Source organism: Halovivax gelatinilyticus (assembly GCF_024300625.1).
Taxonomy (GTDB): Archaea; Halobacteriota; Halobacteria; order Halobacteriales; family Natrialbaceae; genus Halovivax; species Halovivax gelatinilyticus.
The window spans coordinates 1,768,399-1,793,889 of sequence record NZ_CP101322.1 but is presented as its reverse complement, the minus strand read 5'-3'; the positions used below and the strand labels follow the sequence as shown (position 1 = coordinate 1,793,889).

Here is a 25,491-nt window from a genome sequence, read left to right as displayed (position 1 = left end):
TGACACCGACGACCACCGTCACTCCGAGCTCGCGCGGATCGACGTAACCGAACCGGGCCATCAAGAACCCGCACGGAGCGTCGTCCGAGTGCTCCGTCGAGAATCGTTCACACCTGCGCTGTCGCAAGCCGCATTCGATGCCGTTCCGTCTCGAAGCCCATCTTCTCGTAGAACGCACGCGCTCGCTCGTTGTCCACGTCCACATCCAGCGCCAGTTCCGAACAGCCGTCCTCACGGGCCTGATCGGCGGCGCGCGCGAGGAGCGTCTCGGCCAATCCAGATCCGCGATAGGACTCTCGAACGAAGAGATCGCCAATTAAGAACCGGTCTGGCCAGTCGAACGTCGGCGGCGAAGACTCCACGGCACCCAGCAAAAACCCGGCGAACGTCCCGTCGATGGTATCGATTCGGGCGAACGGATCGCTTGCCCCTTCGATCGCGATCCACAAGTAGCGCTCGCTCGAGTCGAGACCGCCCGCCAGGTACTCGGTTACCTCGCGTACGGTATCTTCGTCTTCGACGAGCTCGTGGGACTCGACGACCGCACCCATGTCCCGGTGATACGGAATCCACAGTTCCTCGACGTACCGAGCGACGGCCGCGTCATCCGAAGACAAGCGACGTATCTGCATATCCGAACTTCGGTACAGTATGTAAATATACTTCGATTGAACAGCTGACAACGGTGCCGTTGTGGGACGGCCACGGCGACACCAGTATAAATACAAAAACCCCCACACAGCCGGTGCTGTGTGAGGGTAATGTGGCGATCCCAGACGGGATCGCTCAGTATGAATGGAGGCGGCGAATCGGAGTTCCCAGAGGGTCTCCCACTCCAGTACTGGCCGACACGCAGGTGGGCTTAACTTCCGTGTTCGGAATGGGTACGGGTGTTGCCCCACCGCTGTGGCCGCCTTAATGCCGATCAACGGATTCGAACCGCTCTCTCGGATCGCCATTGCGATCCGAGTTCCCAGTATCGGTGGTGACTGTGTCATACGTGTAGTCCAGATAGCGCCTGGACCCGTTTCCGGGTACAGTAGATCCATGCGAAATGAATGGTGGCTCGACCTGTTAGTGCTCGCGGGCTGAATGCCTCGTTGCCTCGGCACGTACACCCCGAGTCTATCGAACTCGTCTTCTACGAGTGGTCTCAGTGGCTCCTCTTTTCCAGGTGGGTTTCGAGCTTAGATGCGTTCAGCTCTTACCCCGTGGTGCGTGGCTGCCCGGCACGTGCTCTTTCGAACAACCGGTACACCAGTGGCACCCATTCGTAGTTCCTCTCGTACTATACGAACGTTCCCGTCAGGAACCTTAAACACCCCCAATAGATAGCAACCGACCTGTCTCACGACGGTCTAAACCCAGCTCACGACCTCCTTTAATAGGCGAACAACCTCACCCTTGCCCGCTGCTGCACGGGCAGGATGGAGGGAACCGACATCGAGGTAGCAAGCCACCCGGTCGATATGTGCTCTTGCGGGTGACGACTCTGTTATCCCTAAGGTAGCTTTTCTGTCAGCAATTGCCCGCATCAAGCAGGCTAATTGGTTCGCTAGACCACGCTTTCGCGTCAGCGTCGATTGTTGTGCTCGACACTGTCAGGCTTCCTTATGCTCTTGCGCTCTTACTCGGATCTCCGACCCGAGTGAGGAAACCTTGGGGCGCGCTCGATATCTTTTCAAGCGCGTACCGCCCCAGTCAAACTGCCCGGCTACCGGTGTCCTCCTCCCGGAGTGAGAGTCGCAGTCACCATCGGGTAGTATTTCAATGATGGCTCGGTGGCCCGCTGGCGCGGGTACCTGTGTAATGCCTCCTACCTATGCTGCACAATGGCGACCACGTCTCAGCGACAGCCTGCAGTAAAGCTCTATAGGGTCTTCGCTTCCCCTTGGGGGTCTCCAGACTCCGCACTGGAATGTACAGTTCACCGGGCCCAACGTTGGGACAGTGGCGCTCTCGTTAATCCATTCATGCAAGCCGCTACTGAAGCGGCAAGGTACTACGCTACCTTAAGAGGGTCATAGTTACCCCCGCCGTTAACAGGTCCTTCGTCCCCTTGTACGGGGTGTTCAGATACCTGCACTGGGCAGGATTCAGTGACCGTACGAGTCCTTACGGATTTGCGGTCACCTATGTTGTTACTAGACAGTCGGAGCGCCCGAGTCACTGCGACCTGCCCCTTCGCGGGGCAGGCATCCCTTATTCCGAAGGTACGGGACTAACTTGCCGAATTCCCTAACGTCGGTTTCTCCCGACAGACCTTGGCTTTCTCTGCCACGAGTACCTGAGTCGGATCTCGGTACGGTCAGTGTGCTCGTCTTTTCACGGGCTCTCGGTTGACCCAACTTTCGCTATCCTGCCGTTCATTCGCTTCGTGCCATTACGGCTTCCACGAACTTTGACAGTTCGACCGGGCGAAGGCCCGGCTTGGGCGACCCAAAAGCGTCGACTTCTATTGCACACTGGCACAGGAATATTAACCTGTTTCCCTTTTGACTCACTCGAATTGCGGTGAGACTTAGGACCGGCTAACCCTCAGCTGATAAGCATTGCTGAGGAACCCTTACTCGTTCGGCCGTCGGGGTTCTCACCCGACTAACGCTGCTACTATGACCAGGATTTTCGTTACTGAACGGTCCACACGAGATCTCTCCCGCGCTTCCGCCCGAACAGTACGCCAACCTACAGGATCGCGATGTGAATCGCGCCGCTAGGTCTCGGTGGTAGACTTGAGCCCCGATCATTTTCGGCGCCTCAAACCATCGGCCGGTAAGCTGTTACGCTTTTCTTAGAGGGTAGCTGCTTCTAAGCTCACCTCCCGGCTGTCTAGGGCTTGAGACCACCTTCGATCGCACTTAGTCTACACTTGGGGACCTTAACCCAGCTCTGGGTTGTCTCCCTCACGGTACACAGACTTACTCCGCATACCGGACTCCCCGCGTCGACGGCGTTCGTAGGTTCGGAGTTGGACAGGGCGGCACACTCCTCTCGGAGTGCGGTCACCCAATCCGTAGCTCTACCCCACAAACTACCTCGGCGGAGGTCATGCTTCGACATGTTTCGGTTGGAACCAGCTGTTTCCGGACTCGATGGGCCTTTCACCCCTAGACACGGGTCACGCGAGGGTGTTGTAGGACACCAACGCTAGCAGGCCTCCACGTACCTTTCGGTACGCTTCACCTTGCCCACGCCTAGATCGTCCGGTTTCGGGTCGTGCCCGTCTGACTCCCCGCGCTTGAACACGGTGACCCTCACGCAAAGCGCTGCGGTCATATCGGTTTCCCTACGCCTTCCCTGATGATCAGGTTAGACTCGTCAGACAGGCAAACTCCCTGGTTCGTTTTTCAAAACGTACGACGGAACATCGGCTTCTGTTGAATCTTACTACAGGTTCGCACCCGATTCATTCATCAACAGACCTTGTATGCCCCGTCGCTCTATCGCCAACTGATTTCACGCCCTATTGCACCTCCCTTCTTGGGGTACTTTTCAGCGTTCGCTCACGCTACTTGTTCGCTATCGGTCTCGAGGAGTGTTTAGTCTTCGCGGTCGATGCCCGCGATATTCACGAGGGATATCCAACCCCCGATACTCTGGAGCTGACGCACAACGTACTAACCTACAATACGGGGCTATCACCCTGTATCGCACTCCGTTCCAGAAGATTTCTTGTAGATTTTCCGATGATGAAAGTCAGTCCGAACACCACATTGCCCTAAGGCTTCGGTTTGGACTGTGTCGGTTTCACTCGCCGTTACTTACGACATCGCGTTTGCTTTCTTTTCCTGCCGGTACTAAGATGTTTCAATTCCCGGCGTTCCCCATTGCGCGAAGCAATTGCGGTGGGGATTCCCATTCGGAGATCCCAAGTTCTACCCCTCCGTGCGGGTCCCTTGGGCTTATCGCAGCTTGGCACGTCCGTCATCGGCTCTCGAGCCGAGCGATCCACCAGCTGGCACAGTAGCCACGTTCTTACGGATCGGTGTGTTACACCAGAGGTGTAACGAATTGTGACCCGGGAACGGGTCCAGTGGACGCCTGGACTACACGTACACACAGTCTCATTTGCAGCGCCGGTAGACGGCCGGCGTGCATCAACCCTTCCCACCCACGCTTGCGCGGAGTGGTGCATCGGTTCGTCGGGATCAAATCGTAGCGCCGTCACCCACTTAAGGGGATCGGTTCACGATCATCACCCGAGACATGGACCCACTGGGATTCGAACCCAGGGCATCCTCCTTGCAAAGGAGGCACTCTCCCACTGAGCTATGGGCCCACCCCTCGAGAGAGGGGATTCGTTAGCCTCGACAGTTCAAAGGTGCTCGATCGGCCGAAACGGCGATCGTGCGAACGCAGACCGATAGTGGGCTGGGGCGTCGCCCCAGTCCCGATCAGTGGAGGTGATCCAGCCGCAGATTCCCCTACGGCTACCTTGTTACGACTTAAGCCCCCTTGCGAAGCCCAGATTCGACCGGCGTTGCGCCGGCCTCATCCGGACCTCACTCGGGTGCTTTGACGGGCGGTGTGTGCAAGGAGCAGGGACGTATTCACCGCGCCCTGCTGAGGCGCGATTACTACCGAATCCAGCTTCATGCGGGTGAGTTTCAACCCGCAATCCGAACTACGATCGAGTTTCGGAGATTAGCGTCGCCTCTCGGCGTAGCATCCCACTGTCTCGACCATTGTAGCCCGCGTGTAGCCCAGCACATTCGGGGCATACTGACCTACCGTTGCCCATTCCTTCCTCCAGTTTGGCACTGGCAGTCTCCCTAATGTACCCAACCACCACAAGGGTGTTGCTGGCAATTAGGGACGTGGGTCTCGCTCGTTGCCTGACTTAACAGGACGCCTCACGGTACGAGCTGACGGCGGCCATGCACCTCCTCTCAGTAGCTCCAATAAGCTCATCACACTGATCTTCACAGCTACTGTCGGTGCTGGTGAGATGTCCGGCGTTGAGTCCAATTAAACCGCAGGCTCCTCCGGTTGTAGTGCTCCCCCGCCAATTCCTTTAAGTTTCATCCTTGCGGACGTACTTCCCAGGCGGTCTGCTTCACGGCTTCCCTACGGCACAGCACAGGCTCGTAGCCTGTGCCACACCTAGCAGACATCGTTTACGGCTAGGACTACCCGGGTATCTAATCCGGTTCGTGACCCTAGCTTTCGTCCCTCACCGTCGGATCCGTCCTTCCAGAGCGCTTTCGCCACCGGTGGTCCGTCCAGGATTACAGGATTTCACTCCTACCCCAGACGTACCCTCTGGATCTTCCGGTCCCAAGCCAAGCAGTTTCCACCGGACGCCCGCACGTTAGGCGTGCGGATTTCCCGATGGACTTGCCTGGCCGGCTACGGACGCTTTAGGCCCAATAATAGCGGTCATCACTCGAGCTGCCGGTATTACCGCGGCGGCTGGCACCGGTCTTGCCCAGCCCTTATTCTACTACCACCTTACGGTAGTGAAAAGCGAGGACTATATGCCCTCGCACTTGGAGTCCCCCTATCGCACTCTCGTGCATTGTAAAGGTTTCGCGCCTGCTGCGCCCCGTAGGGCCCGGAATCTTGTCTCAGATTCCGTCTCCGGGCTCTTGCTTTCACAACCCGTACCGATTATCGGCACGGTGGGCCGTTACCCCACCGTCTACCTAATCGGCCGCAGCCACATCCTGTCGCGCCGTAGCATTTCGAGCTCGAGCCAATTCCAGGCATCGAGCCGTATTCGGTATTAGCCTCAGTTTCCCGAGGTTATCCCGATCGACAGGGTAGTTTGACCACGTGTTACTGAGCTATTCGCTACGAGTCTAAACTCGTACAACTAGCATGGCTAAATCGAACTCCAATAGCAATGACCTCCGGCAGGATCAACCGGAATGCTATCCCCTGGCGAAGCCAGGGAGGTTTGGCGGTGAATGTATAGTTCACACTCACACGTAACTTGGTCTAGGTTCGGTGATCAGATCGGACCGACCGATCGAGCGTCACCGAACTGTCGAGGCTAACATCAGATTCCATCTTTACGGCGGACCGCAGGGGTGGAATCCTCATTTCCTTCGGACGTATTCCTACCCTCCGAGGGGTACTTAACCCCTTCGAAGCGGAACCGTCCGACCACCGGCACGAGAGTCGCACCGGCGATCACACGTTTGCATTCCATCCGAGTGCCCTCGTACACTTAAGGGCAACGGATCGAAGTCGTCCCGGAAGTCGCATCCGGAACGGACATCGTGGAACTATTGGTAGACGCCCAGAGTATATAAGGGCATCGTCTTCGACCGCAAGGCCTAGTTCCAGTTGCCCACCGTGACGGCCGACCCGTCGACGAGGGTGGATGGTTCCTACCTCCGTGCCGGGTCGCGGCCAGAGGGAGTGGCGGTGTGCGCCACGTCGTTCGCATTCTATCGGATGGCCGGGTCCCTATATAACGCCGTCGAACGAACGGCGCTTCGCATCCCGCTACCATGGCACGGTTTTGCACGTACGGCCGGACGTGGTGGTGTATATAAATGTGTATGTGAATGACAACCACGTTTGGCCGGCGAGATTCGTCTACTGGACGCTGTCAGGCTACCTGAGCTGAAGCGTACTGGTCCGGTACCCGACGACGGCGCCATCAGGAGTAGTATCGCGCGGGCGGAGGCCGATCGGTCACGCCGCCCTCGTAGGTCTGGTCTGATCGGATGATACCCGCGCGTCGTACGCTCGGTCACGCGCGCGTAAGGGCGCTTCGTTCGAGGGCTCGAATGCGAGAACAGTTTCCACGCACGCCACTCGCTGGTTCAGACGAGAGTGAGAGAGCCGAATACGTTCGATTCGGGCCACTGTGAGCGTTGTTCGTCACCGACGCGACTATGAGGGGGCGGTGAGAAGCCCCGTACGAATGGTCCGGGATCCGCTCGCATCCACGAACGAACCTTCTGCCGCCGAAGTCTGTGCGGCGCTCGACGATCCGGACTGTCGCGAGATCATCCGCGCGCTCGAAACGCCGCTGACGGCCGCGGAGATACAGGAGCGATGTGACATCCCCCAGTCGACGCTCTATCGAAAGTTAGAGCAGCTCACGGACGCGACGCTGCTCGAGGAGTCGACCGAGATACGACGGGACGGTCACCACGCGAGTAAGTACTCGATCGCGTTCGAAGAGATCAGAATTACCATGGACGAAGACCACACCCTCGACGTCGCAGTCGAGCGGCCCGCCCGAACGGCCGACGAACGACTCGCCGATCTGTGGTCGGAGGTCAGACGAGAAACATGAGCCTATACACAGCTACAACGGAGGTGACCATCGCCCTGGCCGTCGTGAAGACGCTCGTCCTGATCGTCGGTGGCGTGATCACCTACTTCGCGTTCAAGGCGTATCGACGAACCAGACAACGGGCCCTCGGACTGCTGGCGACCGGATTCGGGCTGGTCACGCTCGGACTCGCCTTCGCCGGCTTGCTCCACGAAATTCTCGACGTCAGCCTCGAATTCGGCGTTCTCGTCGAGAGCGTGCTCGTCCTGATCGGCTTTCTGGTGATCGCCTACTCGTTGTACGTTCAGTAAGCGAACTCGTTCGCGGTCAGAAAACGATCGGTCAGTTAGCCCTCGAAGCCGGCCTCGTCCATGACGGCCGCGAACTCCTCCGTCTCCATCGCGGATTCGTAGACGATGGAGGTCAACATCCCGCCGGCGTAGACGCCCTGGTTCGTGACGTGGTCGACCTTGTGACAGTGGACTGGGTACAGCCCGGGCTCTGCGTCGGCGTCGAACTCGATCGTGTATCGCTCGGCGGGTCCGATGGTGACCACGTCCTCGTCGTGACGGGCGACTGGGTCGATCCGACCGCCGTCTTTCCGGACCGTCTGGAAGCGGTGACGGTGGGTGTGGAACGGATGAGAATCGTAGCCGGCGTTGACGACGTGCAGTCTGACCCGCTCGCCCTCCTCGACGATGAGCGGGGTCCCGAGTTCGGGGTGGAACGTCGTCGGGGCGCACCGGCCGTTGATCGTGTAGGTGTCGGTCCGTCGATCAACCGGATCGTACTCCGAATCGCCGCCGGCGTACTGGTCGTGGAGGCGGGTGTCCCAGTCACGGATCGTCAGGAAGTACTCGCGGTCGGGTTTCTCGCGATCTTCGGGGATGACGTGGAAGATGCCGTACATTCCCATTTCGAGGTGCGTGTCCGTCTGGACGTGACAGTGATAGAAGTGCGTCCCCGGGACGTCGGCCTCGATCGTGTAGATTCCCGACTCTCCGGGGTGGACCATCTCGTGGCCCGTCGTGTCGGGTGCGCCGTCGTCGTGCCACGATTTGTTTACCGCGTGTACGTGAAGCGTGTGGTCGTGGTTGTGTTCCGTGTTCTCGTAGGTGAGTTCGACGGTCTCTCCTTCAGGAACCCGATAAATCGGCCCCGGAACACTCGGCGCGTGATCGTCGGCCTGGAACGCCCAGACTTCCTCCAGCGTGATCGGTCCCCCTTCGGCTCCGTCGGCCACTAACTGGTGACGGGCCGGGACGGTCTTGAGCGTCGACTCGTAGCCCTGCTCGTGGAGGTCGACGATCGGCGGCGGCGCGGTGTAGTCGTAGTCGGTCAGCGGACCGTCGTCGCCGGATCCGCTCTCCGACTCGTCGGGTGTTGACGGCGCCTCGTCGTCTTCGTCGCTAGAGCCGATACAACCGGCAAGCGTGGCCAGCGCACCCGCCCCGGTCATCGTCAAAACGGTCCGTCGATCAAGGGCTCGATCGAGATGAGTCATGTACAACGCCACCTTCAAACCCCACACTATCAAGGGGTAGAGGTGGTTCCCACACCGTGGGAGCACGCGGGAATTCGGGCGAATATCTTCGACCGATCAGTTATACGTGGGTCCGATCGGATCGGAGACCGCGACGTCGTCACTCGGGTAGACCGACGGCTATCCGGGTTCCGTCGATCAACCGCCGAAGACGACGAAGACGACCCCGAGCGAGAGTGCGCTGATCGTCGCGAGCCCGACCGCCATGATCGCGATCGGCGTTACGCCGACGGTTCGAAGCTGTCGCGCCCGGATCGAGAGACCGAGACCGGCGAAAGCCACGACGAACAGCCAGGTGTAGGTCGTCTCCAGTATCTCGACCTGCCGGTCCGAAAAGAGCCCCATCGCAGAGAGGACGAGCAGGACGGTGAACCCGACGACGAACGTCGGAAGCGTCTCCCACAGCGTACGCAGGTGTGAGACGCGCGAGGCGCTCGTCGCTTCCCGGGCGTAGACCATCGCGTACGCGAGTGCGACGAACCCGATCAACGCGTTGCGGGTGAGCTTCGTCAGGGTGGCCCACTCGCCCGCTTCGGTCGAGTACGTAAAGCCGGCGGCCGTGGCGGGCCCCGTACTCAGCATACTGACGCCCGCCCAGATGCCGAACACGCGGTCCGGCAAGCCGAGTAGCGTCCCCACGACCGGGTAGGCGAAGAGCGTGATCGTATCGAACAGGACGATTCCGGTCACCACGTACGCGATGGTTCGTTCGTCTGCGCGTATAGCCCCGGCGACGGCGACGACCGCCGAAACCCCGCAAACGCTCATTCCGGCGGCGAGCAGGGAGGGAAGTTCGCCCTTCAGTCCGAAGACGACGCGCGTGAGTACCTCGACGAGCAGGATGCTACAGCAGACGACGCCGACGATCAGCGCCAGCAACGCGACGCCCGACGCCGCGATCTGATCGACGGCGATCGTCGCACCGAGCAGGACGATTCCCGCCTCGAGCCAGCGCGTGTGCGTCTCGATACCCGGCCGATAGGCCGGCGAGAGCGAAACGGTGTTGCCGAGTACAAGTCCGAGCAGGATCGAGAGGAGGATGGGAGTCACGCCGACGAGCGACGCGAGCGCGGACGCGACGACGGCGATTGCACCGAGCAACGCGAGGCCGGGCGCGAAGGCTGAGAGGGATCGACGGATCACTGCATTACCCACGCTCCGTCGGGGGTTGATACATCGCCGAGTATTACCCACAGCGAGAGCGAACGTGCGTGTCGGCCGGCGAACAGACCACGAGCGGACTCGGAGAGTACAGCCCCGCGTTCGAACGCCGGCGTGGTCGGTCCCATCGGTCGGTGATCGGTTTTCGCCCCACCGGGTAAGCGCTTTTGCTCGCAGCAACGCAGTGGCGGTAGTTTCCGGACTGGTCGATGCGAGTCAGGCCGGTTCGAACGACGCACCGAGCGTCGATCTGTCGAGTACCCGCCGGGAGCCTTCCACCGTGGCGCACCGTCACCTCCCAGAACCACGCACGAACGAACCGATCGTTACGACCGACCCGCCGATGACGCCGCCGTAGACGACGCTCATCGACGCCTCGGCGGATTCGCCGATCAGAAGCGGCGTCCCGATCGCGAACAGCGTACAGCCCATCAGTACGCCCGCCGAAACCGATTTTCGATCGAACAGCCAGTCCCAGGTTCGGGCGTGGGCGATCGGACCGGTCAGTCCCGCCATGACGATCGTACCGAACGCGATCCAGGGCCACAGAACGTGACGCGTCCCGGCGACAATCGCCACGGACAGAAGTGAAAAGCACGCCAGGGCTACCGTCCCGACACCGGGCGGGTCGGGTCGAACGCTCGGGCGTGAATCGGCCATTTCATTGGGCTAGTTCCCGGCCGGAATATAAATAGATTCGTCGAACACGTCGGTCGACGATCGGCGGCCGGGAAGAGTCGGACGTAGACGAGCGGTGTGTGCCGTGAGTAGTGGGTACGGGGACCGGAGAAACGATCGAAGAGAGGCGACAGCGAGGAGATGACGAAGGCGTTGACCGGCGGCGATCCGTCACTGACGTTCGACGATCACCAGATCGGTCCGCGAGTGGACCAGTTCGCCGTCCTGATTGTGGGCCTCGATTCGAAACGAGACGCGCCCCCGCTCGTCGTTCCAGGGTGCTTTCTCGACGACGGTCGCGGTGACCGAAAGCGTATCGTCGGGGCGAACCGGTGCGTGCCACCGGAGGTCGTCGACGCCGGCGGCCGCGACGACGGCGATGTCGGTGAGAACGGCGTCGACGAACGGGCGCATACACGCCGCGGCGGTGTGCCAGCCGCTCGTGATGAGTCCGCCGAAGTTGCGTTCGGCCGCGGCCTCGTCGACGTGAAACGCCTGCGGGTCGTACCGCTCGGCGAACTCGAGGAGTTCCGACTCGGTGATGGTCGCGGTGCCGGCCTCCCAGGCGTCGTCGACGGCGATGTCTTCGAAGAAGAGGTGGGGTGTCATAGGTTGGAAGTCTCGTTCTCGTAGTCGCTCACTCGTACATTCGGTTTGCGATCACGAGGCGGTTGATCTCGTTCGTGCCGTCGTAGATCTGGGTCCCTTTCGCCTCGCGCATGTAGCGTTCGACGGGGTAGTCGGTCGAGTAGCCCCGGGCGCCGTGTACCTGGACGGCGTCGGTCGCAATCTCCATCGCCGCGTCGGTCGCGAACGTCTTCGCCATCGCCGCCGCCTGCGTGATGCGCTCGCCGCGGTCGCGCTGGTCGGCCGCCGACAGCGTGAGTAGTCGGGCCGCCTCCGTTCGAGACGCCATATCGGCGAGCGAAAAGCCCACGCCCTGGAATTCCGCGATCGGCTGGCCGAACTGTTCGCGCTCGCCCGCGAACTCGCGACTCGCGGCGAACGCGCCCTCGGCGATGCCCACGCCCTGGGCGGCCGTCCCCAGCCGGCCGATGTCGAGCCCCTCCATGATGTAGCGAAAGCCGCGACCCTCCTCGCCGACGAGGTTTGCCGCGGGGACCCGGAGCCCGTCGAATCGGAGTTCGCTCTCGATGGCGACGTCGCCCTCCATGCACGGAATGTCCCGGATCACCTCGATTCCGTCGCGCTCGTGCGGATTCGGGACGCCGATGAGGCTGATGCCGGCGTGGCCCGATTCGTCCGGATCCGTTCGCGCGACGATCAACAGCAGGTCGGCGATCGCGCCGTGGGTGGTCCACCACTTGTGCCCGTCGATCACCCACTCGTCGCCCTCGCGTCGGGCCGTCGTCTCGAGCGAGCCGGCGTCGCTGCCCGACCCCGGTTCGGTGAGCGCGAACGCCGGAATCCACTCGCCGGTACAGACGTTCGCCAGCCACTCCTCGCGCTGGCGGTCGTCGCCGAACTCGGAGAGCGGGTACCCGACGAGGCCGCAGGCGATGTTGACGGCCCCCGCGAGCAACTTCCACGAACGCGCTAGCTCCTCGACCGTGATCGCGAACGAACGAAAGTCCTGACCGGCGCCGCCGACGTCCGTCGGGTACGGAACCCCGATGAACGCCTCGTCGCCGAGACGACGAACGAGCTCCTCCGGGAATTCTCCCGACGTCTCGTGTGCGTCGACGACCGGCTCGACCGCCCGCTCACAGAACTCTCGCACCCGTTCTCGCTGGGCGACGTGGCGATCCTCGAGGGCGAATCGTTCGATCATCGTCGATCCGACGACCGATCGCCGTCCGGTGTCGATTCGTCGTCTCCCGTCCGACCCGGTTCGTCGTCGAGGACGGCGAAGCCCTCCATCTCGATCAGCGCGTCGGCCTCGTAGAACGCGCTCACCTCGAACAGCGCCATCGCCGGGTAGTCGTCGACGTACTCGGCGAAGATCTCGCCGACTTCGGAGAGGTTGTCGCGGTACTCGTCGCGATCGGCGACGTAGACGTTCAGCTTCACGATGTCTTCGCTCGTGCCGCCGGCTTCCTCGACGACGGCCGCCAGGTTCGACATCACCTGCTCGAACTGCGAGACGAGATCGCCGGGGGCGACGATCTCGCCGTCCGACCCGGTCGCGTCCTGTCCCGCGAGGTAGAGTGTCTTTCCGCCCTCGATCAGAAAGCCGTGGTTGAAGCCGCGAGGCTCCGCCAATTCCGGCGGCGTCACGATCTCTTTGTCCATCAGTCTGGGACTAGAACGGCACGGACATGAAGGTGACCCACGGTTTCGCGACCGGCCGGGGACAGATTAACGCCACGCGTCAGCGGGGCGAGACGTTTACCGGGGCCGGTCGCGCCGAGGTCAGTCGAGACCGGCGACTCGTCTGACGTGTCGAACGGCAGCACGACGCGGTGTCGATCCGGCCGGTTCACACGCGGGCGTCCGACCGAGTAACCGACCGACCGCCCGAGAGCGGAAAACGCTTTGTCTCCGCCGACACAGGGTTCGCATCGTGATGGGAGACTCTCTCGACGGACGGTGGGGACGATGAGTGCGGACGAGTCGACAGACCGACGACCGCCGGCATCCGTCGGCCCGGACCTCGACGGCCGCGTCGCGATCGTCACCGGCGGGACGCGGGGCATCGGCCGGGCCGTCGCGGAGGCGGTAGCGGTCGCGGGCGCGGACGTGGTTCCCGTCTCTCGGACCGACGAGGACGTCGCCGAGGCGGCTGACGCGGTACGCGAGCTGGGTGCCGACAGCCTCGAACAGCCGACCGACGTCACCGACGACGACGCGGTCGATGCGCTCGTTTCCCGCGTCGTCGACGAGCTCGGCGGGATCGACGTTCTCGTCAACAACGCGGGCATCAACCCCGTCTCGGCGATGGGGCGGCCCGAAGCGCTCGACACCGACGCCGTCGGGGATGTCCTCGAGGTCAACCTCGAGGGAGCGATCACCTGCACGCGGGCGGCCGGCGACGCCCTGTTGGACGGCGGCGGCGCGGTCGTCAACGTCGCCAGCACCGCCGGCGTCGTCGGGATCAAGCGCCAGCACGGCTACGTCGCCTCGAAACACGGACTCGTCGGCTTCACGAAGAGCGCCGCGCTCGACTGGGCGCCGGACGTCCGCGTCAACGCCGTCGCTCCCGGATACGTCGACACCGACCTCACCCAGCCCGTCCAGGAGAACGACGAGCTCTACGACCGACTCGTCGATCGGACGCCCGCCGGCCGGTTCGCCAGACCCGAAGAAGTCGCCGACGCCGTCTGCTTTCTGGCGAGCGACATGGCCTCCTACGTCACCGGCGAGACGCTCGTCGTCGACGGCGGCAGTACCGTACAGTAGCGCGTCGAGCGGATCACCGGGGTCGAAACACTAACGGAATGTCGCGGCGAGGCTCTCGCTATGGTCAACGCCGGGTTCGCCGTCGAGGACGGCGTCGGGCGGATCGAGTTGCAACGACCGTCGGCGTTGAACGCCGTCGATCTCGAGACGAAAGACGCGATCATCGAACGCGTCCGCGAGTACGGCGAGCGCGACGACGTCCGCGTCGTCGTCTTCAGTAGCGAGGGCGACGTCTTCTGTGCCGGCGGCGACATCGGCGAAGTTCGCGACCTCGACTACGCGCTCTCTCCGTTCACCGAGAGCTGGAACGAGCTGTTCGAGGCCATGATGGGGCTGTCCGTCCCGACCGTCGCCAGGGTCGACGGCTGGGCGCTCGGCGGCGGCTTCGATCTCGTCTTGCACACCGACATTCCGATCGCCGCCGAGGATGCGAGACTCGGCCAGCCCGAAACCGGCCTGGGCATCGTCAACCACTTCTCGCCGCCGATCCTCCAGGAGACGGTCGGACTCACCAAGACGCTCGACATGATCCTCACGGGCGACCCCATCTCCGGTCGCGAGGCCGCCGATCGCGGCCTCGTCGCCCGCGCAGTCCCCGCCGACGACCTCGACGACGAGGTGGCTCGCGTCGTCGACTCGTTGCGCGAGAAACCGCCCGAAATCGTCGAAAAAGCCAAACGCGGCATCTACGCCGCCGCCGAGATGTCGCCCCGGGCGAGTCGGTCCTACCTCGAAGCGATCGCCCTCGAAAGCGCACGCGAGGATCCCTACTACCGCGAGGGTATCTCGGCTCAGCTCGAGGATCGAGAACCCGAGTGGAACGAGCGGTAGTCGGCGCGTCGGGCCCGTCACCTCGATAGGAACCGAGAGGGCTCGACGACTGCACACCCGATGGACAGTGACGGGTGGAAGCGAGATACCAGCCCATTTTGTCACGTTTTTGGAGCACTATCACCAAACATTGAACGAAGTTAGTGCAGTTTCTGCACACATGACATTTGCCATCCCAACACCTAAGAGGATTCTAAAAAATACTGCACGTGATAATGGGCGAGGTTGTGGATCACACCGATAGCCGGATTCTAGACGGGAACACGAGCCAGTCCATCGCGGAGTGTACGCTCACCGAACCGTCCGAGTTGCCGCCGAGGTATCAAATCGTCGACGAGGACGGGACGTACGACCCAGAGCGCGTACCCGCACTCACCGACGACGAACTGATCGAACTCTACCGGTGGATGGTCCTCCAGCAGGTCATCGACGTCAGGATGGTGAAGCTCCAGCGACGTGGAGAGATGGGGACCTACGCTTCGGGGCGCGGGCAAGAAGCGAGCATCGTCGGCTGTGCGTACGCACTCGAGGAACCGGACTGGCTGTTTCCGTACGGTCGGGAGGCGACCGCCCTGTGCATCCAGGGGATGCCGTTGCGCGATCTACTCCTGTACTGGCGCGGCGTCGAGGACGCGAACAAACAGCGGGCGAACCGGACGTTCCCCCCGGCGATCGCGATCGGGACGCACATCCCGGTCGGGGTCGGCTTTTCCTGGGGGATGGCCCTCGACGACGCGGATTCGATCTCGGCGCTGTATCACGGCGACGGCCATCCGAGCACCGGCGAGTATCAGGCCGGCATGAACTTAGCCAGCGTGATGGATACGCCGACGCTGTTTTACTGTCAGAACAACGGGTACTCTATCTCCGCGCCGTTCGAGCGCCAGACCGGGGCGAAAACGGTCGCACAGAAGGGGATCGCGTACGGGTTGAACGGGATACGAGTCGACGGTAACGACGTTCTCGCCGTCTACGATGCGGTTCGAACGGCCAGAGCCCACGTCGCAGATGGGAACCCGACCATCGTCGAAGCGGTGACCTACCGACTCGACGCCCACACGACGAACGACGATCCGTCGCTCTATCGTCGCGACGAGGAGGTCGATCGATGGGAAGAAAAAGAGCCCGTCGGTCGGTTCGAGCGATTTCTCCGCCAGCGCGGCGTCTGGGATCGGGTCGACCCCGACGAGATCCGGGAGGAGGCCAACGCCGAGTTCGACCGGGCGAAAGAAGCGGCCGACGCGTACGAATCGGGCGGCGTCGAGGAGATGTTCAAATACGTGTACGACGAGACGCCCCCCGAACTCGAACGGCAGCTGGCGGAATTTGAACAGTTCCTGGACGAGCGACCGGACGCGTACGATTTCATCGAACACCGACCGAAGGGGTGATCACCAATGAACGCAACAATCGTCGAGTCGGTGAACGATGCACTGCACACCGCGATGGCGGGCGACGAGAACGTCGTCGTCTACGGTGAGGACGTCGCGGAAACGGGCGGCGTCTTTCGAGCCACGCAGGGGCTCAAAGACGAGTTCGGCCCCAAACGCGTCCTGGATACCCCGATCACGGAGATCGCGATCGCCGGCTCGGCCGTCGGACTGGCGATGTACGGGTATCGGCCGGTTGCAGAGATTCAATTCTCCGGATTCCTTCCACCGACGTTCAATCAACTGGTCTCGATGGCCAGCCGAATCCGGTGGCGAACGCGCGGAGAGATGAGCGCGCCGATGGTCATCCGGGCTCCCTACGGCGGCGGGGTGCGCGCGCTCGAACATCACTCAGAGAGCCTCGAAGCCGCCTACGCCCACATTCCGGGCCTGCAGGTGGTCGTTCCGAGTACCCCCGCCGACACGAAGGGGTTGCTCCTCTCGGCGATCGAGAATCCCGATCCGGTCTTGTTCCTCGAACCGAAACGCCTCTACCGATCGTTCCGCGAACCGGTTCCCGAAGAGGAGTACACGATTCCGCTCGGCGAAGCCGCGGTCCGGACCGAGGGCGAGGATATCACCGTCATCTCCTGGGGTTCGATGATGCCAGAAACGATGGCGGCGGCCGAGAATCTCGAGGCCGAACGCGACATCTCGATCGAGGTGATCGATCTGCGGACGATCTCGCCGCTCGACCGCGAAACGATCGTCGAGTCGGTGAAGAAAACCGGGAAGGTGGCGGTAGTTCACGAGGGGCCAAAGACGGGCGGGTTCGCCGCCGAGCTCGTCGCAACCATCAACGAGGACGCGCTGATGTACCTCGAGGCGCCGATCGAGCGAGTGACCGGCTTCGACGTCCCGATCCCGATGCTCGGGATGGAAGATTACTACCTGCCGAATCCGCCGCGCATCGAGGAGGGACTCAAAGCGGTGCTCGACGGCGGCGCCGGCACGTAAGTTACCACACCGTCGGTGGGTCTCCGCCGAAAGTTCCTGTCGGGTTCGAGCCAGTAGTGTCATAGTCGAATGCGTCGAGTACCTCGTAGAGATGGAGCGAATCGACGCTGAAACGATCGAAGACCGGGTCGGGTTGTCGAGTCAGCGTATCGGGTTCGGGAAACGGCCGGCGGTGGTCGTCATCGACCTGCAGAACGTACTCACGCGCGAGGACGACTATCACGGAACGGATCTGTCCGCGGTGATATCGGCCTCGAACGAACTCGTTTCCGCGGCCGACCGGGGCGGATTTCCCGTCGTATTCGTTCGGAACGTCCCGTATCCCAATCGGGAACTGATCGGCAAGTGGGCGAAACTGAACGCCGATCCCTCGGCGTACGATCCCGAGACGGAATCCGGCTCGCTCGACGATCGATTGTGTGTCGGAGACGAGCACGCGATCGTCGACAAACACCAGGCGAACGCCTTCCACGAGACGGAGCTGGCCACGCTGTTGAACGCGTGGGAGATAGACACCCTGATTCTTTCGGGCTGCTCGACGAGCGGCTGTATTCGAGCCACGGCGACTGACGGGTGTGCCAGAGGGTATCGCGTCATCGTCCCCGACCGGGCCGTCGGCGACCGGTCGCCCGACCAGGCCGAAGCGAGTTTGGTCGACATCCACGCACGGATCGGCGACGTCGTTTCAGTAAAAGAAGTTGTCACGTATTTCGAGTCGCTGTCTGCAGCCGAGAAGTGACGGATGATTTTTACGTGATGGAGAAACAGAGATTCGGCGTTTCGAGCCATCAATCACCCGAATACCGCAGATAGTATCGCGAGAGTGCGCGCACCCCGACGTGACACACCACCTATATTCACATATTTCCTATATGTCTTCGTTGAAACAGTAAGACGGTAGTGTTAACTCCGCTCCTTCGAAAGCCGTTAGCATGGTTTCTGGTGACGAACTCGAGATATTCCGTCACGAATTACAGGGAATTGTAGAGGAGATGGGAGTGACCTTAGAGCGGACCTCCTACTCGACTAACATCAAGATCAGGCGGGATTACTCCTGTGCGCTGTTCGACGCCGACTGTCGCCACATCGCTCAGTTTACCGCGGCTCCCTCCCAGGTTGCGGCACTTCTGTACGCGACCCCAGCGATCATGGAAGAACGAAAGGGGGACCTGGAGCCGGGCGACGGATTCCTTCTGAACGATCCGGCCCAGGGTGGCGCCGTCCACCTGCCAGACGTGATGTTGATCTCGCCGGTGTTCCACGACGGCGAGGTGATCGGATTCGTCGGGAACGACGCACACCACGTCGACATCGGCGGAGAAACGCCCGGCGGGATCCCGTCCGACAGTACGAGCCTCTACGGCGAGGGGCTGATCATGCCCGGCATGAAGGCGGTTCGAGGCTGGGAGTACGACGAAGAGATGCTTCGCGTCCTCACGCGAAACGTTCGAGGAGCCAAACAGCGCGTCGGCGACTACCACGCCCAGCTCGGCGCGAACCAGATCGGGTCCCGACGCTACACCGAGGTGTTCGAAGCGTATCAGCGCGAAGCGCTCGGCGCACACATCGACGAGTTGCTGGAGTACACCGAGCAGCGAGTGCGCGCGGAGATCGACCGACTGCCGGACGGCCACTACCACGCGACGGATTACCTCGACGGCGACGGTATCGTCGACGAACCCGTTAAACTCGAACTCGAGGTGCGAATCGACGGCGACGAGCTGACCTTCGACTTCACGGGAACGGCCGACCAGAACCGCGGGCCGCTCAACTCGAATCCCTCCACCGTCTTCGCCGCCGTCATGATGGCGATCCGCAGCCTGTTCGAGGAAGATCTGCCCCAGAACGAGGGGTTCTATCGCCCGTTCGAACTGATCACGCCCGAGGGATCGATGGTCAATCCGGACGAGAACGCGCCGATCGCCGCGACCGGCGAGGTTACCCAGCGCGTCCCCGACCTCGTCATAAAGTGCCTCTCTGAGGCGATCCCAGACCGCGTCATCGCCGCGACGAAGGGAACCGTCGTGAACGTCGCCTACGGTGGAACCGATCCGCGCGACGGCGAATCCTACGTCTACTACGAAACGTTCGCCGGCGGCTACGGCGCCCGCCCGACGAAAGACGGCATGGACGCCGTCCAACCGCACCTGCAAAACACCGCAAACAGCCCGATCGAGGAGATCGAAGGGGAGATTCCGATGTACGTCCGAGCGTACGAGCTGCGCCAGGACTCGGAGGGAGCCGGTCGGTTTCGCGGGGGACTCGGCGTCCGCCGCGATATGGAGTTTTACGACCACGAGTCCTCGTTCACCGTGCTGTCCGATCGCTCGAAGTTCGCCCCGTGGGGGCTCTTCGGCGGCGAAGACGCGAAACCGGCGAGGTACGTGATCGATCCGGACACGGGCGAAGAACGGGAGGTCGGTTCCAAGTCGACGACGAGGCTGGACGCCGGACAGGTCGCGAGCATTCAGACGCCCGGCGGCGGTGGCTACGGGAGTCCGCTCGAGCGCGACCCGGAATTGGTCTTGCAGGACGTGATCGACGAGAAGGTATCCGTAGAGAAGGCCCGGGACGTATACGGCGTCGTCGTCGACCGATCGAACCGGGAGATCGATCTGGAGGAGACTGAACGCCTACGCAGCGAACGGCGCGGTGACGCCGAAGGGAGCGAAGCGAACGGGTCGGAGCCGACGACGGCACGCCCGGGAGCGTCCGCCCGTGACGATCGGGCGGGAGATGGGACCGCCGCTCGCTCGGGAGGTGGTGGCCAATGAGCCTTCGACTCGGCGTAGACATCGGCGGAACGTTCACCGATATCGTGCTGTTCGACGAGGCGGGCAACACCGTCTACACCACCAAAACGCCGTCGACCCCCGACGCGTTCGAACGGGGCGTGATCACCGGCGTCACGAAAGCCTTAGAAGAGAACGACGAACGCGAGGAGAACGTCGGGTTTTTGAGCCACGGGACGACGGTGGGGACGAACGCGGTGCTCGAGGGGGAACTGCCGAAAATCGGCCTGATAACGAACGACGGCCTGCGCGACGTGATCGAGATCGGCGATCAAACGCGTCCCGAGCTGTACAACCTGTTTACCGATAAGCCGCCCGCGGTTATCCCGCGTCACCTCCGAACGGAAGTCCCCGGGAGGCTCGATTACAGCGGCGAGGAGATCGAAGCGCTCGACGAGGAGGCGGCGCGGGCGGCGATCGAGACACTCACGGACGAAAACGTCGAATCGATCGTCGTCTCGATGCTGTACTCGTATCTCAACGGCGACCACGAACAGCAGGTCGGTTCGTTGATCGAACGCCACGCCGACGACACCTCCTACGCCCTCTCATCGGACGTGTATCCGGAGATTCGCGAGTACGAGCGGACCATCACGACCGCCCTGAACGAGGCGGTGAAAGTGAAGATCCGCGACTACATCAACAACTTAGAGTCCGAGCTCGAATCGCGCGGCATCGACGTGCCGTTGAACATCATGCACACCGGCGGCGGACTCCTTCGAGCGGGGCAAGCGACGGAGAACGCGATCCGAACGGTCCTTTCGGGGCCGGCGGCCGGCGCCGTCGCCACCCGACACACCAGCGCGCAGGTGGGGTATCCGAACGCGATCGGCATGGACATGGGCGGAACGAGTACCGACGTCAGCATCGTCAGGGACGGCGAAATCGTCCGAACGACCGAGAGCGAGATCAACAACCTCCCGATCAAGACGCCGATGATCGACCTCAGTACGGTCGGCGCCGGCGGGGGAAGCATCACGAGGGTCGACGACGGTGGCGCCCTCCGCGTCGGGCCGGAGAGCTCGGGAGCCGACCCCGGTCCGATCTGTTACGATCGCGGGGGCGAGCGGGCGACGCTCACCGATGCGAACCTCCTGCTCGGTCGAATCGATCCGAGCAGCTTCATCGGCGGCGACGTCGACCTGGTCGTCGATCGGACTCGCGAGTTGTTCAGAGAGCAGATCGCCGAGCCGCTCGGTCAGTCGGTCGAGGAGGCGGCCCAGAGCGTCGTCAACGTCTCGAACGCGAGTCTCACGCGCGAAATCAGGCGAGTGACCGTCGAACGAGGCGAGGACCCGAGCGACTACGTGCTGGTCGGGTTCGGCGGCGCGGGCCCGCTTCACTCCGTGCCGGTCGCCGACGCGATGGACATGCAAGGCGTCCTCGTTCCAAACAATCCGGGCGTCTTCTCGGCGAACGGGCTGCTCGTCGCCGACGTTCGCGTCGACGAATCCCACTCGTATCGAAAGTCGGAACTCGATCTAGAGACGGTGAACGAGCAGTTCGACGAACTCGTCTCGACGGTGTTCGAGCGCTTTACCGAGCAGAATTTCGAACCGGACGACGTCACCGCAGAACGCGCCATCGACATGCGCTATGCGGGCCAATCGTACGAGTTGACCGTTCCCGTCCCCGCCGATACGAGCGAGCCGATCGACGCGGACGTATTCTCCCGGACGACGGAGGCCTTCCACGAGATGCACCGGCGAATGTACGGACACGCGCGCCGGTCCGAACCGGTCGAGACCGTGATCCTCCGGGTGTCCGGAACGGTTGAGTCGGCCGGCTACGATCCGGCGACGGTCGCCGCCGACGGAGACAGCCGGCTCGACGAACGCGACGTCTACTTCTCGGAGACCGGATTCGTCTCGGCCGACGTACACGATCGCCGGTACCTCGCCGTCGGAGAGACGGTCGATGGTCCCGCGATCCTCAAGGAAACGGGTTCGACGACGATCGTTCCGCCGGAGAAGGTCGCGACGGTCACCACGAACGGAAACGTCGTGATCACCGACGAGGGAGCCGAGATACCGACCGTCCGATCCGATCCGTAAGATCGGGCTCGCCCGCTGGCTGGTGAGACGGCTCCCGACTCCTCCTGGTCGTCGAATCGAGATCGCTTCGCCCGGATTGTCACCGACTACTCGCGTTGCTCACGGATCGGATTTCGATACAGTTTGAGCAGGTAGCAAACGAATAGTCGGATTTCGACGCAGATTCGAGCCGGGCGTGGACGATCGACCGAATTTCGACGCAGATTCGAACGCGCGAGGATGCCCGGTCGAACGGCGACCGGGTCCTGGCGCTCGGCTTACCGCGGGTTCGTCACGTCGTCCAGGACGTCGACGAACGCGTCCATCTCCGATTCGGTGTTGAAAAAGTGGACGCCCGCACGGATGCCGCCGTTTCGACCGCTCACCTTGACGTTTCGCTCGTGGAGGGCCTCCAGTGTCGCGTCCGGGTTTTCGACCTGCACGTTGACGACGCCGGCCCGTCGCTCGTCGTCGCGCGGCGTCGCTACGGAATACCCCCGTGCTTCGGCCGCCTCGATCAGGTGGCCGGAGGTCTCGACGACGCGCTCTCTGACGTTCTCGATGCCGTACTCGAGGAGGGTTTCCAGACCGGCATTGGCGGTGAACGCGCTCGGAACGGGCGGCGTCCCCATCTCGAAGCGACGAGTGCCGGGTGCGTACTCCGGATCGCGGAGGGGAAAGTCGAATCGGTCCTTGACGCCGAACCAGCCCCTCGCGGTGGGTTCGAGTTCGTTCGCGACGTCACGGTCGACGTACAGGAACGCCATGCCGGGTCCGCCGAGTAAGAATTTCGGCGAGCCGGCCGTGAGCATGTCGATGTTCTGTGCTTTGACGTCGATCGGAACGATCCCCGCCGACTGGTAGGCGTCCAGAAAGAGGTACCCACCCCGGTCGTGAACGGCGTCTGCGACGGGTTCGACGTCCAGTAACCCGCCGGTGAACGGATAGGCGTGGGCCGTACAGACCAGCTGGGTTCGGTCAGAGAGCTCCTCGATGTACGCCTCGGCCGGCACGTGGTGACGGTCGCCCGATTCAGCGTATCGAACGGTCGCACCCCGCGATTCGTGTGCGTGCCAGACGTGCGGAACGGTCGGGAAGTCGAGGTCCGACGTGACGACTTCGTCTCGCTCGTCGAAGTCGAACGCGCTCGCCACGCCAGAAATCGCCTGCGTCGCGCTCGTCATGATCGCGACCTCGTCGACGTCGGCGTTGATGAGTTCGGCGAAGCGTTCGACGGCCTCGTCGACCGTCTCGAGCCACGCCTCCCACGGATTGATCTCCTCGACTAACGAGCGTTTGAACGCATCCGCCGCCTCCAGCCCGGTTTCGGGGATGGGGCCGACCGAACAGTTGTTCAGGTGGATTCGATCTCCCGTCGAAATCTCGGGAAATCTAGCTCTCCAGGATTCGATAGACATTCACTGCTAGAAGCGAGCGTCGTCTATTAAACCCTGGTTTACCGGCTACCGGCCGTTGAAGTGATTACGAATCCGAGAGGTTCGAGCGGATCGCGTCGACGAACTCGTTAGGTGCTACACAATAGCATAAAGTAGACGCTCTGCGATCGATTTCGTATGAAAAAGACCGTTATCGGTGCTGACGTCGGGAGCGACCTGTCGGTGTTCGATTCCGTCGACGGCGTTAGCGGCCTCCCGCACTCGGAGGCGGTGGTCGTCGATCACGGGACGCACAAGCAGCTGTACGTCTCGGGGACCGGTCCGCTGGATTCGAACGGGGACGTCGTCGCGCCCGACGACGTCGCGAAACAGCTCCAATACGTCCTCGATACGATCGAAGAGTTACTGGCGCTCGCCGGCGGTGACCTGCGCGACGTCGTCAGGCTCGAACTCGTCACCGAAGCACTCGACGACGACGAGTACATCGAGACCTGCCGCGTCCGCGAATCGGTCCTGCCCGACGATCACCTGCCGGCGAGCACGATGATCACATCGCCGAGCGTGGGCCTCGACGGGATGCGAATCGAAGCCGACGCCGAGGCCGTCATCCCGGCCGACGAGTGGGAACTAGAACACGTCTCCAGATAACGCGAGGACGCCGGTCGGGTTCCCGAGAGTTTCGAGTCCGTAGTCGGCACCGGAGCGCCCGGAAATGATGATGTGAATCAAACAATTTAGGAGTAGACGGGCCGACAGCACTGCGTTCATTTATGTGTACTCAGCGTAAATACGTGCGATACTATGTCAATCGAGTCGTGGCGTGACCGGTTTCCGGCCATCGCCGACGAAGGCTGGGTCCATCTCCGAAACTGTTCCGTCGGTCCGGTTCCACGGAGCGGCCTGGAGGCCCGGCGGGAGTACGAGCGATACTGGGTGACGAAGGCTCGGCCGTGGGACGAGTGGCTGGTGGCCGTCGAAGACGCAAAGGAGAGCTTCGCCGCGCTCATCAACGCCGAACCCGACGAAATCGCCGTCGTTTCGAGTGCGACCTCGGCCATTTCACAGGTGGCGAGCGCGTTCGACTATACGGACAGACACGAAGTCGTCACGTCCACGCTCGACTTTCCGACCGTCCCGCAATTCTGGCACGCCCAGCGCGAGCGGGGAGCCGCGTTGAAATTTGCCGATCCGGGTGATCGACGGTACGTGCCGGTCGAGTCCTACGCCGAGCAGCTGACCGAAGACACCCTCATGGTCTGTACGGCCCACGCCTCACCGTTCACCGGCGGCCTCATCGACGTGGAATCGGTCGCCGACGCCGTTCACGACCGCGGTGGGTACCTGTTCGTCGACGCCTACCAGTCGGCGGGGATCGTCCCGATCGACGTCAAAGCACAGAACATCGATATGCTCACGACCGGGACGTTGAAGTTCTTACTCGGCGGGCCGGGGATCGCATTTCTCTACGTGAGAAAGGAGCTGGCCAACCAGCTCGAACCGACGAGTCGCGGCTGGTTCGGGGTGGAAGAGACGTTCGACTTCGACATCTACGAGCCGGGCTACGCGGACGGAACCCGGCGCTTCGAACTCGGAACGCCCGCGGTATCGAACGCGTACACGGCCACCGCCGGCATCGAGACCATCCGCGAGTTCGGGGTCGAAAACGTCAGAGACCGCGTCGTTTCCCTGACCGATCGAGCGATCGAAACCGCCGAACGCTACGGATTCTCGGTCGCGACGCCACACGAGAGCGACCGTCGAGGGGGGCTCGTCAACGTGCAGGTGGCCGACGCAAAACGGGTGACGAAGGACCTCCACGAGCGCGGATTCAACGTCAGCAGCCGGGCCGGTGGCATCCGCGTCGCACCCCATTTCTTCACGTACGACGAGGAAATCGACGCCGTCTTCGAGGTGATCGACGAGATCGCCGAGCCGCGAGAACCCTGACGACAACGTTCGCGTTCCGCCCAGATAAAATTCCATTCGGTCGGCTAAATCCCTATATGCGGTAGAAAATAATTGAGAGACGGTTCATTGTCGTACAGTGACGGTATTCTACCCTAACTATTATCGCG

General features: G+C 62.3%; 19 protein-coding genes, 1 tRNA gene and 3 rRNA genes. 11 read left to right on the top strand and 12 right to left on the bottom strand.

The window, feature by feature from the left end; translation table 11 throughout:
• Window positions 1-107: 107 nt before the first annotated feature.
• The 5 genes from NKH31_RS08540 to NKH31_RS08520 all read right to left on the bottom strand — a co-directional run bounded on the left by NKH31_RS08540 (window position 108) and on the right by NKH31_RS08520 (window position 5,872).
• On the bottom strand, window positions 108-632 hold the full coding sequence (locus tag NKH31_RS08540) for a GNAT family N-acetyltransferase (RefSeq protein WP_254864718.1): 525 nt from the start codon (window positions 630-632) through the stop codon (window positions 108-110).
• Between the two features lie 164 nt (window positions 633-796).
• Window positions 797-918 (bottom strand): 5S ribosomal RNA (gene rrf / locus NKH31_RS08535).
• Window positions 919-1,056: 138 nt separating this feature from the next.
• Window positions 1,057-3,976: ribosomal RNA gene (locus tag NKH31_RS08530) — 23S ribosomal RNA — on the bottom strand.
• A 231-nt stretch (window positions 3,977-4,207) separates the two neighbouring features.
• A tRNA-Ala gene (locus tag NKH31_RS08525) sits at window positions 4,208-4,279 on the bottom strand.
• Window positions 4,280-4,398: 119 nt separating this feature from the next.
• Window positions 4,399-5,872: ribosomal RNA gene (locus NKH31_RS08520) — 16S ribosomal RNA — on the bottom strand.
• The 16S, 23S and 5S rRNA genes sit together here with 1 tRNA gene alongside, the layout of an rRNA operon.
• 1,005 nt (window positions 5,873-6,877) lie before the next feature.
• On the opposite strand from NKH31_RS08520, the gene NKH31_RS08515 reads away from it, so the two are divergent.
• Both NKH31_RS08515 and NKH31_RS08510 read left to right on the top strand, forming a co-directional pair.
• Window positions 6,878-7,255 (top strand): winged helix-turn-helix domain-containing protein, encoded by a 378-nt coding sequence (locus NKH31_RS08515; protein WP_254864717.1) that lies wholly within the window; start codon window positions 6,878-6,880, stop codon window positions 7,253-7,255.
• Window positions 7,252-7,545, top strand: coding sequence for a DUF7521 family protein (locus NKH31_RS08510; RefSeq protein ID WP_254864716.1), 294 nt, complete (start codon window positions 7,252-7,254; stop codon window positions 7,543-7,545). Before NKH31_RS08515 ends, NKH31_RS08510 begins: the two co-directional genes overlap by 4 nt.
• 35 nt (window positions 7,546-7,580) lie before the next feature.
• On the opposite strand, the gene NKH31_RS08505 is transcribed toward NKH31_RS08510, so the two are convergent.
• From NKH31_RS08505 to NKH31_RS08480, 6 genes are all read right to left on the bottom strand, one after another.
• Window positions 7,581-8,738 carry a multicopper oxidase domain-containing protein gene (locus tag NKH31_RS08505; RefSeq protein WP_254864715.1) on the bottom strand — a complete coding sequence of 386 codons (1,158 nt, stop codon included), beginning with the start codon at window positions 8,736-8,738 and terminating at the stop codon, window positions 7,581-7,583.
• 177 nt (window positions 8,739-8,915) lie between these two features.
• Window positions 8,916-9,920 (bottom strand): YeiH family protein, encoded by a 1,005-nt coding sequence (locus NKH31_RS08500; protein WP_254864714.1) that lies wholly within the window; start codon window positions 9,918-9,920, stop codon window positions 8,916-8,918.
• Between the two features lie 309 nt (window positions 9,921-10,229).
• Window positions 10,230-10,598: a hypothetical protein gene (locus tag NKH31_RS08495; protein ID WP_254864712.1), complete on the bottom strand. Its 369-nt coding sequence runs from the start codon at window positions 10,596-10,598 to the stop codon at window positions 10,230-10,232.
• Window positions 10,599-10,787: 189 nt separating this feature from the next.
• On the bottom strand, window positions 10,788-11,225 hold the full coding sequence (locus NKH31_RS08490; protein WP_254864711.1) for a MaoC/PaaZ C-terminal domain-containing protein: 438 nt from the start codon (window positions 11,223-11,225) through the stop codon (window positions 10,788-10,790).
• Window positions 11,226-11,253: 28 nt separating this feature from the next.
• Window positions 11,254-12,408 (bottom strand): acyl-CoA dehydrogenase family protein, encoded by a 1,155-nt coding sequence (locus NKH31_RS08485; RefSeq protein WP_254864710.1) that lies wholly within the window; start codon window positions 12,406-12,408, stop codon window positions 11,254-11,256.
• On the bottom strand, window positions 12,405-12,869 hold the full coding sequence (locus NKH31_RS08480; RefSeq protein ID WP_254864708.1) for a RidA family protein: 465 nt from the start codon (window positions 12,867-12,869) through the stop codon (window positions 12,405-12,407). The genes NKH31_RS08485 and NKH31_RS08480 overlap by 4 nt, the downstream gene beginning before the upstream one ends.
• A gap of 306 nt (window positions 12,870-13,175) precedes the next feature.
• Here NKH31_RS08480 and NKH31_RS08475 point away from each other — a divergent pair, with 306 nt between their 5' ends.
• The 7 genes from NKH31_RS08475 (at window position 13,176) to NKH31_RS08445 (ending at window position 22,040) form a co-directional block, all read left to right on the top strand.
• Window positions 13,176-13,976: an SDR family NAD(P)-dependent oxidoreductase gene (locus NKH31_RS08475; RefSeq protein ID WP_254864707.1), complete on the top strand. Its 801-nt coding sequence runs from the start codon at window positions 13,176-13,178 to the stop codon at window positions 13,974-13,976.
• A gap of 60 nt (window positions 13,977-14,036) precedes the next feature.
• Complete coding sequence (locus tag NKH31_RS08470) at window positions 14,037-14,807, top strand: enoyl-CoA hydratase/isomerase family protein (protein ID WP_254864706.1); 771 nt, start codon at window positions 14,037-14,039, stop codon at window positions 14,805-14,807.
• 215 nt (window positions 14,808-15,022) lie between these two features.
• Window positions 15,023-16,198, top strand: a complete 1,176-nt coding sequence (locus NKH31_RS08465; RefSeq protein ID WP_254864705.1) for a thiamine pyrophosphate-dependent enzyme — start codon at window positions 15,023-15,025, stop codon at window positions 16,196-16,198.
• A 6-nt stretch (window positions 16,199-16,204) separates the two neighbouring features.
• Window positions 16,205-17,194, top strand: a complete 990-nt coding sequence (locus tag NKH31_RS08460; protein ID WP_254864704.1) for an alpha-ketoacid dehydrogenase subunit beta — start codon at window positions 16,205-16,207, stop codon at window positions 17,192-17,194.
• Between the two features lie 91 nt (window positions 17,195-17,285).
• The gene (locus NKH31_RS08455; protein ID WP_254864702.1) at window positions 17,286-17,933 is read left to right on the top strand and encodes an isochorismatase family protein; all 648 of its coding nucleotides are present in this window, start codon (window positions 17,286-17,288) and stop codon (window positions 17,931-17,933) included.
• Window positions 17,934-18,126: 193 nt separating this feature from the next.
• The gene (locus tag NKH31_RS08450) at window positions 18,127-19,968 is read left to right on the top strand and encodes a hydantoinase B/oxoprolinase family protein (RefSeq protein ID WP_254864701.1); all 1,842 of its coding nucleotides are present in this window, start codon (window positions 18,127-18,129) and stop codon (window positions 19,966-19,968) included.
• Window positions 19,965-22,040 (top strand): hydantoinase/oxoprolinase family protein, encoded by a 2,076-nt coding sequence (locus NKH31_RS08445; protein ID WP_254864700.1) that lies wholly within the window; start codon window positions 19,965-19,967, stop codon window positions 22,038-22,040. Before NKH31_RS08450 ends, NKH31_RS08445 begins: the two co-directional genes overlap by 4 nt.
• A 257-nt stretch (window positions 22,041-22,297) precedes the next feature.
• Here the strand turns inward: NKH31_RS08445 and NKH31_RS08440 are convergent, their stop codons facing one another.
• Entirely contained in the window at window positions 22,298-23,437 is a 1,140-nt protein-coding gene (locus NKH31_RS08440) for an aminotransferase class V-fold PLP-dependent enzyme (protein ID WP_254864698.1), read from the bottom strand.
• 156 nt (window positions 23,438-23,593) lie between these two features.
• Here NKH31_RS08440 and NKH31_RS08435 point away from each other — a divergent pair, with 156 nt between their 5' ends.
• Together NKH31_RS08435 and NKH31_RS08430 are read left to right on the top strand one after the other, a co-directional pair.
• Window positions 23,594-24,064: a RidA family protein gene (locus NKH31_RS08435; protein WP_254864697.1), complete on the top strand. Its 471-nt coding sequence runs from the start codon at window positions 23,594-23,596 to the stop codon at window positions 24,062-24,064.
• 153 nt (window positions 24,065-24,217) lie between these two features.
• Window positions 24,218-25,363 carry an aminotransferase class V-fold PLP-dependent enzyme gene (locus NKH31_RS08430; RefSeq protein WP_254864696.1) on the top strand — a complete coding sequence of 382 codons (1,146 nt, stop codon included), beginning with the start codon at window positions 24,218-24,220 and terminating at the stop codon, window positions 25,361-25,363.
• Window positions 25,364-25,491 lie beyond the last annotated feature (128 nt).

What these genes read in the sequence shown, in the direction of transcription:
- NKH31_RS08540 (WP_254864718.1), bottom strand. Translation starts at nt 632, where the DNA reads ATGCAGATACGTCGCTTGTCTTCGGATGACGCGGCCGTCGCTCGGTAC.
- NKH31_RS08515 (WP_254864717.1), top strand. Translation starts at nt 6,878, where the DNA reads ATGGTCCGGGATCCGCTCGCATCCACGAACGAACCTTCTGCCGCCGAA.
- NKH31_RS08510 (WP_254864716.1), top strand. Translation starts at nt 7,252, where the DNA reads ATGAGCCTATACACAGCTACAACGGAGGTGACCATCGCCCTGGCCGTC.
- NKH31_RS08505 (WP_254864715.1), bottom strand. Translation starts at nt 8,738, where the DNA reads ATGACTCATCTCGATCGAGCCCTTGATCGACGGACCGTTTTGACGATG.
- NKH31_RS08495 (WP_254864712.1), bottom strand. Translation starts at nt 10,598, where the DNA reads ATGGCCGATTCACGCCCGAGCGTTCGACCCGACCCGCCCGGTGTCGGG.
- NKH31_RS08490 (WP_254864711.1), bottom strand. Translation starts at nt 11,225, where the DNA reads ATGACACCCCACCTCTTCTTCGAAGACATCGCCGTCGACGACGCCTGG.
- NKH31_RS08485 (WP_254864710.1), bottom strand. Translation starts at nt 12,408, where the DNA reads ATGATCGAACGATTCGCCCTCGAGGATCGCCACGTCGCCCAGCGAGAA.
- NKH31_RS08480 (WP_254864708.1), bottom strand. Translation starts at nt 12,869, where the DNA reads ATGGACAAAGAGATCGTGACGCCGCCGGAATTGGCGGAGCCTCGCGGC.
- NKH31_RS08475 (WP_254864707.1), top strand. Translation starts at nt 13,176, where the DNA reads ATGAGTGCGGACGAGTCGACAGACCGACGACCGCCGGCATCCGTCGGC.
- NKH31_RS08470 (WP_254864706.1), top strand. Translation starts at nt 14,037, where the DNA reads ATGGTCAACGCCGGGTTCGCCGTCGAGGACGGCGTCGGGCGGATCGAG.
- NKH31_RS08465 (WP_254864705.1), top strand. Translation starts at nt 15,023, where the DNA reads ATGGGCGAGGTTGTGGATCACACCGATAGCCGGATTCTAGACGGGAAC.
- NKH31_RS08460 (WP_254864704.1), top strand. Translation starts at nt 16,205, where the DNA reads ATGAACGCAACAATCGTCGAGTCGGTGAACGATGCACTGCACACCGCG.
- NKH31_RS08455 (WP_254864702.1), top strand. Translation starts at nt 17,286, where the DNA reads ATGGAGCGAATCGACGCTGAAACGATCGAAGACCGGGTCGGGTTGTCG.
- NKH31_RS08450 (WP_254864701.1), top strand. Translation starts at nt 18,127, where the DNA reads ATGGTTTCTGGTGACGAACTCGAGATATTCCGTCACGAATTACAGGGA.
- NKH31_RS08445 (WP_254864700.1), top strand. Translation starts at nt 19,965, where the DNA reads ATGAGCCTTCGACTCGGCGTAGACATCGGCGGAACGTTCACCGATATC.
- NKH31_RS08440 (WP_254864698.1), bottom strand. Translation starts at nt 23,437, where the DNA reads ATGTCTATCGAATCCTGGAGAGCTAGATTTCCCGAGATTTCGACGGGA.
- NKH31_RS08435 (WP_254864697.1), top strand. Translation starts at nt 23,594, where the DNA reads ATGAAAAAGACCGTTATCGGTGCTGACGTCGGGAGCGACCTGTCGGTG.
- NKH31_RS08430 (WP_254864696.1), top strand. Translation starts at nt 24,218, where the DNA reads ATGTCAATCGAGTCGTGGCGTGACCGGTTTCCGGCCATCGCCGACGAA.